The following is a 16,026-nucleotide window of genomic DNA, read 5'->3' on the forward strand; positions in this document are numbered from 1 at the left end:
CCTCACGGGCCATGCTCCATGCGTCCCGCTTGAGCGATTCCATGCTGCGGTCGGTGTACTGCTTGGATTGTTCGAGATTGCTCGACAGACCGTTGTTCAACTGGCCGACATTCGCCGCGTCGGTCGGCACTGTACCGGCCGCCACATTGGTCACGCGGCGCTCGTTGCCCACGCCGCCTACGGAGACCGTATTGGCCTGATCGGCCACCGAGTTGTTGCCGAGCGCGACAGCGTTGCTCGCCAACGCTCTGGCGCCATTACCCAGCGCGGTGCTGTTGTTGCCCGAGGCAGTCGCGCCGGCGCCGCCCGCAGCCGCATTGTTGCCCGTCGCAGTCGGCGCAGCGATATTGTCCTGGCTGACCTGGAATAAACCTGTCGAACCGTTCTTGACGTTGGTGACGTCGCCCTCGAGCGCGGTGATCCGGCTGTCAGACTGAGCGATGTTGCCGGCCACCTCGTTGACACGGTTGTCGGTGTAGCTCTTGGCCTCATCGATCGCTTCGTTCACGCGATTGTCGGTATAGGTGTTGGCTTGATTGACGGCGTTCGCCACACCTGCCTGCAACTGGGATACGTTGACCGCGTCGTCGCTCGCCAAGCCGGCGGCTACGCCGCCAATGGTGCGCCCACCGACCTGCACTTGGCCGGTCGAATCGCTGCTGCCGACATAAGCCGCATCGTAGCCGCTCTGCGCGCCGACCGTGGTCGCCGAACTAGCACCGATCGCGACCGAGTTGGCGTGATTGGCGACCGAACGCGACCCCATCGCCATTGCGCCCTCCGCGGAGGCGGCGGCACCGTCGCCCAAGGCGATACCGTAGAGGGCGGCGGCACTGATCTGAGCGCCGCGGCCCATGGCGATGCCTGAGACCGCCTCGGCGGCGATCGAGGATTGCGCGCCGATCGCGATCGAATCCATTCCGCTGGCGGTAGCGCTGGCCGTGGCGTTACCACCCACCGCCACCGAGCCGTTGCCGTCCGCGTTGGCGCCCTTGCCGAGTGCGGTGGCGTTGACGCCGCCGGATTTCGACTGGAACCCGATCGCGGTCGAATTGTTTCCGATACTGGCGGCGCCCGCACCGATCGCCGTGCTCAGAACGCCTTGAGACAATGTTTGATCGCCGATTGCCGTAGATTGACCGCCCGTCGCTCTCGCGCCGTTGCCGTACGCACTCGCGTTATCGGCCCTAGCATCCGCACCGTTGCCGCACTGTATTCTTCCGTTGGTGCCGTCGTCGTTAGTACAAGCTACATCCGCCGCCAGCGCGCTGCCCGACATGAAACCAGCAGTGGCCAACACGAGTAAGGCAGAAATTACAGAGCGCGTACTCTTTTTCCGGCCGCTCGCCAGTTGGGACGCTACCGCCAATGTCTCCGAGTTCTTACTCCAAACTATCCGATAGATCGTATTCATCAATAACCTCTGCTCAGTTGATTGTCGAGGCCGCCCATTGATGGGCCACGGGTCGGTTCCCGCATGCGCTCGTCTTTAAGTTTGGATATCGGCTTTCTCGAGCTGACATCCGCCCTCGGTAGCAGCGCCGGTAAAGGCGAGCCGTATGCTTGGTGTTTGAACGCCGATGCGTCGCCGGTGGGCTAACTGGTTTAGGCCGTTCGTGAGTTCGAGCAATTCCGACCGTATCGACGGTCGCCCGCTCCAGCCGCTTCGCTGCTCTGTGGAGGTCAGATTAAGAGTTCGGAGTGGCGATGCCAGCAACGCGAATTCATTGCAAAAACGTAACGTCGGAATACTCGCGTCTGACTAGTCGATGGTATTTCCAAGGTGCGTTGCAAGCGCGGATGCTCCCCAGCGGTTTGGATTGCCACGCGTCGGAGAATTTCATTGGTGCGATTAACAGGTGTGGCCGAGCGATTACTGCAAGACGACATGGGTAATGAGTTCAGGGGGGCTGTAGGTGTGAAGAACTTACGCTGCGCGCATCGGCTTGTAACAACCGCTTATCGGGAATGCAGCTGCGCGTATGCCATCTCGAAACAGTGCACCTATTTCATCTGAATTTAGCTATTTTTTTCCAAAGATATAGCGGAGGCTTATTCGATGCTTCGTCAAGTCGCACTTGGTATTTCAACCGTTGATCGGTCCGTCAGGTTCTCGATACTTGATGAGCTCGTATATTGAAACGCGATGAAGTCCGCGACCTGATGTGACGAATAGACATCGAAACTGGTAAAGTCCGGTAAATGTTTGGTTCAGGTTTTATGGCTGCGACGAATCGCTCTGGAGATTGCCGACCACGAGAGCTGTGGCACTAGGCCGGCTCTGAAGTGAGTCGGGAATCGGAAGTCAAACCCTAAGTGAATCGCCCACGGTTCCGTAGACATCTCGCAGCCATAGACTATGGCTCAAGTGGAGGTGGCTATGAGCGCGAAGCGGTACACCGATGAACTCAAGATCGAAGCGGTCCGTCAGATCGTGGAGTACGGTCGGCCGGTGGCCGAAGTGGCCGAGCGCCTGGGCGTATCGGTGCACAGCCTGTACGGCTGGCGACGGCAGCAAGGAAAGGGCGCCGTGGTTCGCTGCGTCGAAAGCGACCAGAACGCGGAAGTGCGTCGCCTGAAGGCGGAACTGCGCCGGGTCACTGAAGAACGAGACATCCTTAAAAAAGCCGCCGCGTACTTTGCTAAGGGGTAAAGGTGAAGTACGCCTTCATGAAGCAGCACGCCGACGAGTTCGGACTGGCGGCCATGTGCCGCGTGTTGAACGTGCACCGCAGCGGCTACTACGCATGGCTTCGCGAGCCGACCAGTGTTCGCGCGCGCGACGATCAACGCTTGCTTGGCTTGGTCAAGCACAGTTGGCTGGAAAGCGGATCGATATACGGTCATCGCAAGATCACTAAGGACCTGCGCGAGCTGGGCCAGACATGCAGCAAACACCGCGTTGCACGTCTGATGAAGCAAGAGGGGTTGCGCGCCATGGAGGGTTACGGACGACGTCCGCGGCCGCTGAGCGGACCGATCGGCGCGGTGGCCAACAACGTCTTGGCGCGCACATTTTCGGCGCAGGAACCCAATCGGGCCTGGGTCACCGACATCACCTACATCCGCACCTACGAAGGCTTCTTGTACTTGGCCGTCGTGCTCGACCTGTTCTCACGCCAGGTCGTAGGTTGGGCCACGCGGCCGACGCAACATACCGACTTGGTGCTACAAGCGTTGTTGGCGGCGGTGTGGCGTCGCAAACCCGAACCGGGACTGCTCCTGCACTCGGATCAAGGCAGTCAGTTCACCAGCGAAGACTGGAAAAGTTTCCTGAAGGCTCATGGCATCGTGTGCAGCATGAGCCGGCGTGGAAACTGTCACGAGAATGCGGCTATGGAAATTTTCTTCCAGTTACTCAAGCGCGAGCGCATCAAGCAACGGATCTACAGCACCCACGCCGATGCGCGGGGCGATGTGTTCGACTACATCGAGCTGTTCTACAACCCTAAGCGGCGGCACAGTTCAAACGATGGCCTGTCCCCGATAGAGCTTGAAAAGCGGCATGCACTAAACGGCTGACGACTGTCTACAAAAAACTGGGCGATTAAATGGATAGTTGAATACCTGCGAAAAATATGCGAACTTGTGAATGAAAAAATGTTGTTTTTAAGCGGTGTGCGAGCTTTTCGGTATCCCGCCTGAATCCCCGATATTCTATTTTCGCCCGTTTCCGCAGCTGTTTCTGGATCGACATTGCGGTATCGATGAGGCCTGTCTGAACGTTGTTCTCAGGCAAATTCTTGTCTGTATCGGCGGCGGGAAAGTCGCGTATATAACACGCGATTCGGTGAAAGTTATCGTCGCCAAGAACTTCTTACCAGTGACGGTGTCTTCCAATTTTGTACAGATTAAAACGGGCGCTGAATCCTGTTCGGAAAGAGAATAGAGAGCGAAAAAAATCAATTCGCTAGCGAGCGCGTTCGCGATCTGTTTGGCGAAATTAGTATTCGCTGCAGGGGAGTGCGGAAACCATGACGTCAAGCTCGGTTCGGCGCGTTTTCGCGCAGAACAATTGCGCAACGCCGGGCCATCGGGGTCGGCGAGACGGAGTCGCTGCCATGGCGAAGCAGGAAGCAGATCAGTTCGATCGACTCGGCGCTCTCTACGAGGACATGGCCACATGGCCATTCCGCAAGTGGATAGAAACGCCGAGCGTGAAGCGGGCCGTTGGCGATGTCGACTCGCTCGATGTCGTCGATTTCGGCTGCGGAAGTGGCTTCTACTCGCGGCTGCTGAAGGCGGCGGGAGCGAATCGGGTTCTGGGCTACGATCTGGCCGAAGGCATGTTGGGATACGCGCGAAACACGGCGCGCATCGAGAACGTCGAAATCGAGTTCAGGTCCGCGCTGACGCCGTCCGATCGCGGTGCGTTCGATCTGGTGTTGGCCGTGTATGTCTTGCCTTATGCAACCTCGCGCGCCGAACTGGCGAGCATGTGCGCGGACATGATGGCGCCGCTTCGTTCCGGCGGAAGATTGGTCGCACTGCCGATACATCCCAATTTCGATCCGGAACCGGCGTACTACCAAGCTTGCGGGTTCACGCTGACTCCCGATCGGCCGGATCGGCCCCACCAAGACGGTGGACGGCTGCTGTTGGACCTGCGCTATCGGCAGCACATCGCGAGCGTACACGCATGGTATTGGTCCGCCGAATCGATCGAATCGGCCTTGCGCTCTGCGGGCGCAGAGTCGGTGGAATGGACGTTGCCCGGTTTGGACGATCGGGTCGATGTCTCGCAAGTTCCAGCGGAATTGCAGGCCTACCTCGATAGGCCTCACGCGGCGATCGTCGAATGCGTCAAAGCCTAGGCCTTCCACCGTTGCCGGTGCGGTAGACGCACCGGTCAAGGCACGGGCGGCCCGGATAAATCGCCCCCGACCGAATCGATGCGCGCGTTGCGCTGCGCGCCGCGGCCGTGGGCGAGCAAAAAAACCGCTTCCAGAACAGATCTCGGCGCCGCCGAGCGCTCGGCAAACAACCATCGAGGTGATCGGGTGTCCATCACGATAGAAGTTCTGGATTCGATCGGCAGTCTCGACCGCATCGACTACCAGGGATTCCACCAGGCCAGCGGCGCGTCGGTGTTCTACGACTGGCGTTTTCTCGACGCCGCCGAACGCTCGCCGTTGTTGCAGCTGATCCGTCCCTACTATCTGTTGGCCAAGGACCGCGGCGAACCGGTCGCGTTCCTGCCCGCTTATCTGCAGCGCGTGTCGGTGGTCGATCCGTTCGGCTTGCTGGCGCGAAGGGCGAATCTGTCTGGCGAAAACGGCGAGCTCGGTTTGTTCAGCCATGTCATGCACTGCTTCAACAGCGGAATCGTATCCACCGTTTCCAGGGCGCAAGTTTTCGCGCCGCTGATGGATCGATTGTCCTCGCTCGCCGCCGCCGCCAATGCGCGTTACTTCGGCTTGCTGAACGTAGCCGACCCGGAACTGGTTCGCCACGCCGCGAACCATCGCATGCATGCCAACCCGGTCGTCGACAGATACCTTCTGGATCTGACCGAGCATTCCGGATTCGAAGCCTTGGTGGCCGCCTTTCCCGCGCCCGGGCGCCGCGAGATGAATCGCCAGTTGCGCAAGTTCGAAGTCAGCGGCGCGACCGCGCGCATGCTGTCGCCGCCGTTCGACGACAGGCTCGAACAATTGGCCGGGCTGTGCCAGCAAACCACTGCGCGCAACGGCACGCCGCAGTATTTTCCGGCCCCGGAGCTGATCCGGTTCGTTCGGTTGTGCGGCGATCTGATCCGCCTGTGCCTGATCGAACAAGACGGCGAATTGGCGGGCGGACTCATTTGCCTGGTCGACAAGCATTTCTTCTGCGTGTGGTCGGCGGGAATGCGTTACGACAAGACCGATTTCAGCCCTTATACGATCGCCTTCGCCCACGCCTACCGGCACGCGTTCGAACTGGGCCTGCCCGTGGTCGAGGCGGGGCGCTTGAACGAGCGCATCAAGCTGCGGCTGGGCCTAAGGCCTGTGCCGCTGTACGCGCTGACCGCCGAGTCGCCGCCGATGCCTCGGCGGACCCGGGCGACCGTCATGCAAGCCGCGAAGGAGCCCGTTCATGGAACCGAATAAGTGCGAATCGTCTGCCGACGACTATCGGGTGTTCGAGCGCAGCCTTGAAGGCAAGGTCCGCTCCAGGCACCACGCCGAGTACGCGAGCTGGCACAGCGCCGCCGCTTGGAACCGGCGCAAGTTCGGCCGCTACCCCGAATACATCGTTCGCGCCACCTGCATCGTCGATGTGGTCGACACGATCCGCTTCGCTCGATCGCACGGCCTGACTGTCAGCGTGAAAGGCAGCGGACACAGCTACGCCGGTTGTTTCTTGCGCGACAACGGCATCTTGCTGGATCTGTCGTTGCTCGACGAATTGAAGATAGATCCGGAGCGGAACCTGGCGATGGCAGGCCCCGGCGTCACGGCCGCACAGCTGACGCAGGCGCTGGCGCGGCACGCACTGGCGTTTCCGACCGGTCACGGCGGCGGGGTGGGATTGGGCGGCTTTCTCTTGGGCGGCGGTCTTGGAATCAATTGCGATGGGTGGGGAGGCATGAGCGCGAACGGCATCGTCGCGGTCGATGTGGTGACCGCCGACGGCGAAGTGTTGCGGGCGGACAGCCAGCGCCACAGCGACGTGTTGTGGGCGGCGCGAGGCGCCGGGCCTTGCACGTTCTTCGTGGTGACCAGATTTCATGTGCGGTGCCAGAGGCAACCGCGTGTGATCAGGAGCTACGTTCACCGCGTGCTTCCGGACCGGCTCGCCGAGCTGACGAGGTCCATCGCGGCGTCGGCGATCGATCCCGCGCTTCAGGTCATGCTGGTCGTCGGCGGCGTCGCCGATTCGGCCGAAACCGGGGAAGTGGCGGTGCAACTGAGCGCTACGGCCTTCTGCGACAGCGCCGATGAGGCCGAACGGATGCATCGGCAGCTGTTGTCGGCGGCCTCGCCGATGCTCGAGGTATCGGCCACGGGCGGAACTGCGGTCGGCTTCGAGACGATCTATCGGCAAACCGACGCGATGATGCTCGGCAAGCGCTATCGCGCGGACAACATCGTCACCGACGATGGCGCGCACGCAGCGCGGCTGTTGCTCGAACGCTTCGCGCGCAGGCCGTCGCCATCGACAGCGGCGTTGATGATTCGCCGCCCGCCTTGCGCCGCCCTGGACGGCGCATTCTCGGTATCCGGCGATTTCTTCGTGTCCACTTATGCGCAGTGGAACGAAGCGGCCGACGACGAGCGCAACCGGATCTGGCTGAAGTCGCTGTACGACGCGCTGGAGCCTTCGTCGACGGGGTGCTACATCAACGAGTTCGACCTGGAGCAACGCTCGGCTGCGCTGAGCCGGTGCTTCTCTGCCGAAGCCTGGGCGCGGTTGCGCGCGGTGCGGGACCGGAGAGATCCCGACCGCGTATTCGATATACCGCTGCCGTGAAAGCAACGGCACGCTCGCGTGGGCTGTTCGCCATTGCGTCGTTTGGACCGCGAGAAAGGTTCGATAGGTCGAACTTGACCGCGTCCCAGGTGCGCCCTGTCAACGCAGGCGCTCGAAGGAGGCGGCGGGCGAACGCCGGAAGCCGCTGAACGAGGCCTGCCGCGCAGCCGAGATAACACCACGCCGATCGCTCTGAGCGGCGGCTGCGCTGACTTGTTTCACGATCTGGCGCCGCAAGGTGGCGAGCAGAATTGCCGAGGACAGTCAGCCGATCCATTCGGGATTCAAGCGGACTGCTTTTCGGATTCATCGCTTGAGGCGCGGGTGTCTGGAACAGCAAGAACTGCTGGCGCAGCGAGCAAGAGAATACTCGCCGTGCCAGCAGCCGACGCTGTAGTCATCGGCGTGGCCTTACCGACTTCGGGGCGCCCTTGCTTCACACCGGAGGGCGGCGGCCGCGGAAGAACGAAATGACGGCGAGGATCAGGAACACAACGAACAAGATCCAGGCGATCTGGCTCGCGGCGCCTGCGATTCCGGTGAAGCCGAGTACACCGGCAATCAGTGCGATGACCAAGAAGATCAATGCGTAGTGGAGCATGAGCTACCTCCTAGAGTTTTCGTTTGCGCACGGCGATTAGCTGGCGCGCAGGCCGACGGACTTGCTAGGCGCCGCGGCGAATGCCGCGAGCCGCTCTTCCTTGGACTTGTTCTGATCCCAGATGCGAACCCAAACAGCCGCGACGACCTCTCGCGCATGGAACCAGTCCAGGCGGGACTCCTTACCGGTACGGCGGTAGCGAGCTTCCAGTTCCTCCAGCATTTCAACGACGTCTCGGCCGTTGGCCTTCAGGCAGGCGTCGATGCCGAGTTGAAGCGCAGGTTTGACGTCGTCCCAGCGCATCTGTCGGCAGTGAGGCAGGTCTTTGTAGCGCGCGCGCCAGTGCGCCATCTCGGCGTCGGCATCTACAACAAGAGCGGTCTGGCGATCGGTCTCGTATGCGTGCATTCCCATCGTTAGCAGCCTCGTTCCAGTGGATTAGGGGGGCACCCCTGGGGAAGCTGAACGTAGGGAAGGCAGCGTGGGCGAAACGTGAATTTCGTGAAGATGGAACGAGCTTCGCAATTAGTCTGAATTCTTCAGTCTAATTTAGAGATAAGGCTCACGGTTTAGGGGCGCAACGCACTGCTGCAAACAGACTCGTCGGTCTGAATCCATTGGATCGACACCCTGTCGGCTCGGCGTCTGATGGCGTCAGTGCGGCGAGTTCGTGGTAGAGCGGATTGCGTCGCTAAATCGGGCGCTCAGCGATTCGGATTGCATCCGCCTTGCTGCTCTGATCGCTTCGGTTGTGGTCGCTCTGGTTCGGGTTGCGCCCTTTGCGTTCGCGGTGCTTATCCTTCTGGGTCTGATCGTGTTGGGCTTGGTGGCCCTGCCCGTGACTTCGCGTAAGAAGACGTTATGTCCGAGCGCGCGCCCAGCTCGGTGCGTGACGGCGGCCAGGCAAATGGGCGTCGCTGCATCCACCCCGCAAAGGTGATTAGTGGCTATGAGGAAATGATAGGGCGCGGCCGTCGGACATATCGTGGAATTCTGCGAAGTTTCGGTCTGGTGGTCAGACGCCTAGCTGGCTGGAATTTTTGTTTCCAATTTGGCCGCGCCCACGGCTCCCGGATTCGAACTGGTAGGTTCACGGAAAGCCGCCTACAGGAACAATAGGCCGCAGTTATCGATGCAACGGGGCCTGCGACGACACGTTGCCGTAAAGTGAAAGTACACTCCGCGGGGCGCGCGACCAGCGAGGGTCAATGGCGCCGGAAATGCAACGCATGCTCGGCGTCATGGGCGTGCTAGGTCACGCCGACCTAAAGACGTTCGGCAGGCAGCGGTTCACATCTTGGCGCGGCGGACCGAGGGGCAGTTGGACGGCTAAGGCGTGGGTATCTCGCCGCTCCCTGGCGAGCGGCACGGCCGGCGGGGTTCCGCGCAGAGATGGCCTTGTGTCGGCTACACGCACCTCGACCCCAGCCGCGCGCAAGGTGCGCAGCAGAATGAGAGCGGTATCGAGGCGGACGAAGCGGCGGGCGCCTCCTCGGGTAGCGCTACCAGAGCCTCGTGCATGCCATGCTGCACTGACAGTGGTGCCGGTAGAGGCGATGATAGAGTCCAGATACGACCCCTTAAAAGCAGGCAACACAAATGTGATCGAGTTCAGACACGTTGCGGTTCCTGCCTAGCGTTAGCTGCCTATGGATCGCCCCGGGATGTGAACCTTTGGCGTCCTAGACGCTAGCTCAGCCACCTTGTTTTCTGGAGCGTCCCTCAAACGCCAGTGCTTCATTGAGTAATGTGAGAGGGCCACGAATGACCCCAGCAACTGCAGGGAAGTCATCCTTCAATAGAGCACCGTGGCTCTTCTCGAATGCGACAACCGCAAATCTGGAAATGTCGAGGTCAGCCGGGAGGGTCTCGATTGCCAGGACCACTTGATGGTTCGCGCTGGCCGCACGTCCCGCGACCTCGATCATCTTCCGGAGATTTTTCTCGTCTTGGCCGGACTGTTGTGGCGTATCCATGACAAACGGGAACAACGGACAATCCCCATACTCGGCGTTTGTGCTCAGGAGCCCGAGGTGGACGGCAAGCATGGAGCGTGGGGCGGAACTTCCCCCAGCCTCAGCGCGATCCCCCGGCACAACCTTGGAGACTTGCTCATCGCTTGGCACATTAAGTGTGTGTGAGAACGTGGCAACAGCGTTGGAAAAGTAGTCCTGGACAGTCTTGATGCGATGTTTATCGAGGAATTGTTTAGCGCGAGCCTTTAGCTCCCGCTCTTGAGCCTCAAGGTCTGTGAGATTGACCTTTATTTCCATTGCTACCCGGTGAAAAGCCTCGTCTAGGGTGCGCCGACTTTGGGCGGCGAGAACTTCGCTAAGTGCAAGGTCTGCCTTACGCTCATGTGTCGTGCGATCAAAATCGGCGATGGTCCTTGCGATCTCAGAAAGCTGTGATCGGATGCTTTCCTCTTCGGTCCTCAGCTCAGCTGAGCGGGTTTGGAGCTCTGCGACAAGAGCAGCCATCGTGTCCGCATCTTGCGATAGCGTGAGTCGCGCATGGAATGAGTTTTCGTGCTGGACGCCGCAGGTGGGGCACTCGATAGGTCCGGGCGGCAGGTCGGACAGATAGACGATGTCCGAGTTCAATTCTTTGTGGGCTGCTCCAGCTAGTTGTAATTCTGCCCGCATCTGTTCACGCGTGCCCATCACAGTGAGCAACTTCGCGCGCGTCTTTACCTGGAGCTTGTAGGCGTCAGTTGCTTTCCTGCCAAGCTCTGCCAGTTCGTCCCTGAAGGCCTGCGGGTCTAGAGTCGGTACGTCTCCCGGGAGAATCTCTTCGACTCGCCGGAAGGCTGCGGTTTGAGCATCCAGCTCCCTGCGCTTCTCGTTCAAGACGATGGATAGCTCGTCTTGCTTCCGCTTCGCTTCGAAGTATGCGTTGGGCTTGAGCCCGATGAAGGACTCGAACGTGGGCTTCTTCCAGGCTTTGAATTGGCCGAGGTTTTCATAAGTGTCCCAACTCGCACCCCAACTGCCGTCTTGGTCCATGTAAAACGGGAGAGTAAGGTACTCCATCCCTGCTTGATCGAAGTGATCGCCTTTGTGGCGAGGAAGCTGGAGGTGGTAGCCAAATATGCGGGCTATATGTCGGCTCCAATCGCTCATCTTCTGCGCGCCAAAAAGCAGCTGCCCATCAAGGAACAGCCCCAAGCGGTTCCCTTGGCGCAATACAAAGTAATCCTTGCCGTCAAAGGAGAACTCAAGCGCCCCAATGGTTTCGGCGTCCCAATTGCCGACGTTGCGCTTGGGTGGATTGCAGCCAAAGACCCAGAAGAGGTTCTTAGTGATTCTCGATTTCCCTGTCCCGTTCGAGCCGAGAAGGAGGGTCTGCTCGGACAAGTCTAGCCTCCGAGCGCTCGCGTCTCGCTGCGATATCAAGAAGAGCGTCTTGAAGGTGACTTTCCGGCTCATGCTTGAGCCTCAGATTTCGGATGAGCCGCAATATGGAGTACGTCGATTTCGATTCCATCGTTTAGCACCAATAGGGCCACCGCATTCATGTATCCAGGCTTGAGCCCGGCGAATACGGAGGCGTTTGCGGAGAGGCCAGCTTGCACCAACTTGTTCATGAGTTCCCCCAGCTTGGCTTCAGCCGACGCAGCCAGAACGTCGTCAACTTGCGTCGCAAAGACTGAGACGCACTGCTTCAGTTGATTGTTTGTCCGATCGACGGCATGGGCGAGTACAGTCACGCGCTCGGCTTGGATCGCTCTGACCGCTTGGAATGGATGCGTCTCGGCGTGAAGCCGAGCAATGGCTCCATCCAGAACTTCGCCGATTTGAGGCTTTGCTCCGGCGACGTTGGCGAGGGCTTGAACGGCTTCGCTCCGCGAGAGCAGTCTCATCTTTAACTCGGCAAAGTTCGACGCGTAGCCGGTGTTCGATGCCTTAGATTGCAGTACGGATGCCAGGACGCGCGCCGCAACGTTTGGCTGTTTCAAATCGAATGGAAGCTTCCCGCTCTCACTGAGTTCCGCAAGTTTTCCAGCAAGGAAGACGTGTTGCTGCCCAAGTGGTAGATCGCTGCGATGAATTGCGAAGTCGCTCAAGTCGAGGGCTGCCGCTGCAATGCCCAACTGCTTTCCAAGGTGCTCCCGGAGTTCATCTTGCTGGCTAGCCGCCAATTCCGACAATTGGCACTTGTTAACAAAGACATCTTCTGCCTCTTTGAGCGAAACCTTCACTCCAACATTCGAGATAAAGCGAAGCTTCGTGGGGTGGCCTGAAAATTCACTCCTGCGCTTGTAGAGCTTCGCTAGAGGCGACGCATCTCGCGTCTTATCCTTGCGCTGTCGGCCTTCCGTCCTGAGGTCCTTCAGCTTCCACCCGCCCGTTTGCTCGTTCTTCTTTATCTGGCAGAACTCGACAGCTGTGGGTGAGTCGGCAGAGTCCAGAAGCGCCACGTCTTCTTTGACTTCCATGCCAACAGCAAAGTCTTCGTTGCTTGCGAGCAATTCTGCTACCGCCAAAGCCCCCCACCATTGTTGGTAGGTAAATCCGAGAGTGGCGTTTGCGCCCGTCTTCTCGTCGGTTGGCTTGTCTCGAAGCAGCAGCTCAAGAGCATCCGGCTTGTGCTGTTGGTCACCTGATAGGTCCGTCATGCGTTCCCCCCGCTCCCTTATTCGAAGAGTAGCGCATTGCAAGGCGTATGCAATTCCTGAGGCCAAAAAAGCAAAAAATACGACCTCGGAGATTCCCTTAGATGTGCTGGTGGCATGAACTAGAACGTGCCTTCCATCCCGGCTTAATTAACTAATTGATCTCAAGAGTTTTTTCTTGAGATTCCTGAAAGCTGGATTCCGTTCCATCAGGGTCGGATTATAACGGGCGCGGTGTGGCCGAGGGACGTGACGGCCTTGGTCAGACGTACCTCTGCCGCGGCCACGCGCAGGGTCCGCAGCACTGGTGCACGCCGTACTGCACCGACAGGCCGTAGCCGTCGGCGCGGCCGTGCAGAGTGTAGCCGCACACGGCGCCGGTGCCGGAGAGTTCGACCAAGGTGGTCTGGAACGGCGCTGTCGTCGAAGCCGCCGTCCGAAGTCATTACTGCGTCCAGTGTCGATGGCAAGACTATGCCAGAATGCTTTTGATCCACTTGTTGGCCTCGTCGGTGTGACCATGCCACGCCGCTTCACCGCTTAGCCTTCCAACAAAAAGCTTGTCGTTATCGTCCAAGCAGCTTTTCAAGTTGTCGCGAACTTGCGAAGCCTTATCATCGGTAACGAGTATCCATACCGATCCTTGCATATGCCAATGCACTGGATAGGATTTCAGCTTTTCGATGATGCATTTATAGTTCTGTCCCTGCTGTCGCAAGTCGTAAGAAACGATCAACGGCTTCGCCATAACCCCCTCCTGAATGGTGCTGGTTTGCAATCAGGCCAACGTACTGTGGTGTCTCTATCGGCCAGGTCGAGCGCAAAGCGGAACTGATAGAGAAGGAAAGGAAGCGCGAAGAAGAAGCGAGGCGAAAAGAGCGGTTACGACTGCAGCGGCTAGAGAAGGCACGAATCGAACACCTTCTAGACGATGCGATGAGCGAGCCCGTTCCAGACGATGAGATGGATCAATGGGGCGCCTGGGCATCAGTCCAAGTTGAGCGGATTGATCCGATCCTCACTCGGGCGTTCCTTAGTCCGGTGGAAGACCCCGGGGAGGAAACAAGGCAGGACGATGGGCCACGTCTTGACTCCAGTCCCTCAGATCTCGAAGTGCGAAAGCCTGATTGGCACCCCAACCGTTGGTACACCAGACTTCATCGATAAAGGGCAATTGTTCAGTGAGTATCGCTTTGCCTCGACGCCCCGCATCGGCGAGACCCATCGAGACCTACAATCACAGGGATCGCCGCTGCATCAAGTCCGGCGATGGCGACGGTGGAGACTCAGAGATCACAGTGCGGGCCCATAGAGCGATGAAGCCGCGCGAACGTCGGCGAGGTGTCTCTTACCTACCGTCCCAAGTCCAGCAGATGACCGCGCAACCCGCGCGGCGCCCGGGCCACCAGCACAGCCCGGTGGCGCTCGAAACTGAAGGCACGCTCGGCGTCGGAGACGTCCCTGGTCTCGCGGACTTCGAGGGCGTCGAGCAGGACGGCGGCGCGGGCCTTGGCGCGGCGGATCGGGAGGGGCATGCGGCCGGCTCAGGTGTGGGGATCGCGCGGTGCCCGGGCGCGTGGCTGGCGGGGAGGGAGCGGGGCGGCCTCGGCGTGCAGACGGTCCAGCGGGGCCAGAACGGCGGGGCAGCCCGGGGTGTCGGCTTGGCGCACCTCGACCGCAGCCGCGCGCAGAATCCGCAGCAGGGCAACTGGACCGTCGCGGATGCGACCGATTGCAGGAGTTGTTGTCGTGTGGGTAGGTAACCTCTGTCAGACTTGAGGGGCCTTCGAAGACACAAACAACGATGATTTTCGCACCGCCTGACCTCGAATCCGCTCTAAGGGCTGCCATTGGCAAAATGGGCTCTTTCTTTTCCGTCTATCTAGACGATATAGAGCTTGACCCAGAATTTGAGCTCGATTCGGAAGACGACGTCGTCGTTACATCCACCAGCAAATTGACGTTGGGCTATCCACGCACAGAGATAGACGTTTCGCTCTCGGTCGAAGAGTTCATCGACCTCCCCATTGAGGTCGCCGATCCGAGGACAACGTTCGACGGGCTGACATATCATTCACGTCAAAGGACCGTCGTCAGAATGAGCTCGCGGGGCATTCGATCATTGGCGTTTTGCGAGCGCATGAATGACGACGAAAGCTCAAATGCGAAAGTGATCGCCGAGGTGGCAGGCCATACGGCTTCGGTGTCGCTCCGATCAGTATCGCCGCACTTTGGCGCACTGATTGTTCTCAAAAACTTTTTTTTCGATAAGTACAATCCACCACTGACAAGTGACGAAGTGTTCGTCGAAGTGGTTCATGCGCAGGGTGCGACGCCTGAGGAGGCGAACGCCGTAATCCAAGCTTATCTTTTTGAGCTGCAAGCCACTCTTGGCCTGGAGTTCTTCGAATGGCCGAGACCCTTCGATGACGACATCGAGTATCCGGAGGATGAGGATATTGGTGACCTAGTAGAGCGCGGACGTAACCTTAGGCCATTACTCCTGGGGCCCGGGCTTGCCGCCGTTCTCTCCGAATTCAATAGTGGTCATAGCGATGGAAATGGTGAGGCGTCTTTGCTGGCCTATGTCAAGTGCATTGAGTACGTATCAGCCACTGTGGTACGAGAAAAGCAATACGAAGATCTTCGTAAGCGGCTGCTATCGAGAGACGCCCTTAGCCCCAATGCGGAGTTCATGGATGGTCTCCTGATGCTATTCGAGGAAAATCGGAGTTTTACGCGTGATGCCGAAGCATTGCGCCTCTCTGTTGAGCGTTGCTGCGATCCTACGCCGATGGCATCGCATGCGCCTCAATTTCTGCGCAATCTCCGAAACATCGGGCCTACCAGCACATCCGATCAGCGCAAGGCTTCTATGGTAGAGCTCGCCAGCGCTCTGTCCGCGTCTCGCAATCAGATGGCCCATGCCAAGGCCAATTACCGCCCTACAGGAAAAGAGTGCCCACCAGAACAACTCGCTGGTCTGGTAGCGTGCGCAAGAATCGCGGCTGAACAGTGCATTCGTTGGTACGCCTCCCGCTCCGCAGAGTTGCGCCGCAGCTGAATTGCCAACAGCGTTCGCCTACGGAATCGAACGAACCGCCACTGGACAAAGTCCGGCTATGACGAGGCTTGATACTCAGCGGTCACGGAACCACTCCATCGAGCGATGGAGCCGCGCGAAGGTCGGCGAGGTGTCCCGCGCCTGCCGTTCCATCTGCAGCAACTGAGCGCGTAACCCCCGCGGTGCCCGGGCCACCAGCGCGGCCCAATGGCGCTCGAAATTGAACGCGCGCTCGGCGTCGTGGGCGTCCCAGGTCTCGCCGACCTCGAGGGCGTCGAGCGGGGTGGCGGCGCG

The 16,026-nt window shown here is 59.5% G+C and carries 12 protein-coding genes and 1 pseudogene; 5 read left to right on the plus strand and 8 right to left on the minus strand.

The window, feature by feature from the left end; genetic code table 11:
• Nucleotides 1-1,414, minus strand: a 1,414-nt coding sequence (locus V7787_RS49085) for a YadA family autotransporter adhesin (protein WP_336094870.1), incomplete at its 3' end; no start/stop codon positions are given.
• A 966-nt stretch (nt 1,415-2,380) separates the two neighbouring features.
• Here V7787_RS49085 and V7787_RS49090 point away from each other — a divergent pair.
• From V7787_RS49090 to V7787_RS49105, 4 genes and pseudogenes are all read left to right on the plus strand, one after another.
• A pseudogene (locus V7787_RS49090) lies at nt 2,381-3,522 on the plus strand (IS3 family transposase).
• 539 nt (nt 3,523-4,061) lie between these two features.
• The gene (locus tag V7787_RS49095; RefSeq protein ID WP_336094871.1) at nt 4,062-4,814 is read left to right on the plus strand and encodes a class I SAM-dependent methyltransferase; all 753 of its coding nucleotides are present in this window, start codon (nt 4,062-4,064) and stop codon (nt 4,812-4,814) included.
• A 186-nt stretch (nt 4,815-5,000) separates the two neighbouring features.
• Complete coding sequence (locus tag V7787_RS49100; RefSeq protein ID WP_336094872.1) at nt 5,001-6,089, plus strand: GNAT family N-acetyltransferase; 1,089 nt, start codon at nt 5,001-5,003, stop codon at nt 6,087-6,089.
• Complete coding sequence (locus V7787_RS49105) at nt 6,076-7,452, plus strand: FAD-binding oxidoreductase (protein ID WP_336094873.1); 1,377 nt, start codon at nt 6,076-6,078, stop codon at nt 7,450-7,452. The genes V7787_RS49100 and V7787_RS49105 overlap by 14 nt, the downstream gene beginning before the upstream one ends.
• Nucleotides 7,453-7,888: 436 nt before the next feature.
• Here the strand turns inward: V7787_RS49105 and V7787_RS49110 are convergent, their stop codons facing one another.
• The 6 genes from V7787_RS49110 to V7787_RS49135 form a co-directional block, all read right to left on the minus strand.
• Entirely contained in the window at nt 7,889-8,053 is a 165-nt protein-coding gene (locus V7787_RS49110) for a DUF1328 domain-containing protein (RefSeq protein ID WP_336094874.1), read from the minus strand.
• A 36-nt stretch (nt 8,054-8,089) separates the two neighbouring features.
• Nucleotides 8,090-8,461, minus strand: a complete 372-nt coding sequence (locus V7787_RS49115; protein ID WP_336094875.1) for a hypothetical protein — start codon at nt 8,459-8,461, stop codon at nt 8,090-8,092.
• 1,286 nt (nt 8,462-9,747) lie between these two features.
• On the minus strand, nt 9,748-11,409 hold the full coding sequence (locus tag V7787_RS49120; RefSeq protein ID WP_336094876.1) for a hypothetical protein: 1,662 nt from the start codon (nt 11,407-11,409) through the stop codon (nt 9,748-9,750).
• A 68-nt stretch (nt 11,410-11,477) separates the two neighbouring features.
• Nucleotides 11,478-12,671: a dsDNA nuclease domain-containing protein gene (locus tag V7787_RS49125; RefSeq protein ID WP_336094877.1), complete on the minus strand. Its 1,194-nt coding sequence runs from the start codon at nt 12,669-12,671 to the stop codon at nt 11,478-11,480.
• 469 nt (nt 12,672-13,140) lie between these two features.
• Complete coding sequence (locus V7787_RS49130) at nt 13,141-13,416, minus strand: hypothetical protein (RefSeq protein WP_336094878.1); 276 nt, start codon at nt 13,414-13,416, stop codon at nt 13,141-13,143.
• Between the two features lie 604 nt (nt 13,417-14,020).
• On the minus strand, nt 14,021-14,203 hold the full coding sequence (locus V7787_RS49135) for a hypothetical protein (RefSeq protein WP_336094879.1): 183 nt from the start codon (nt 14,201-14,203) through the stop codon (nt 14,021-14,023).
• Nucleotides 14,204-14,472: 269 nt separating this feature from the next.
• On the opposite strand from V7787_RS49135, the gene V7787_RS49140 reads away from it, so the two are divergent.
• Nucleotides 14,473-15,732, plus strand: a complete 1,260-nt coding sequence (locus V7787_RS49140; RefSeq protein WP_336094880.1) for a hypothetical protein — start codon at nt 14,473-14,475, stop codon at nt 15,730-15,732.
• A 75-nt stretch (nt 15,733-15,807) separates the two neighbouring features.
• Here V7787_RS49140 and V7787_RS49145 read toward each other — a convergent pair.
• On the minus strand, nt 15,808-16,026 hold a 219-nt coding region (locus tag V7787_RS49145; protein ID WP_336094881.1), incomplete at its 5' end, for a hypothetical protein.

The organism is Pseudomonas sp. CGJS7 (genome assembly GCF_036961695.1).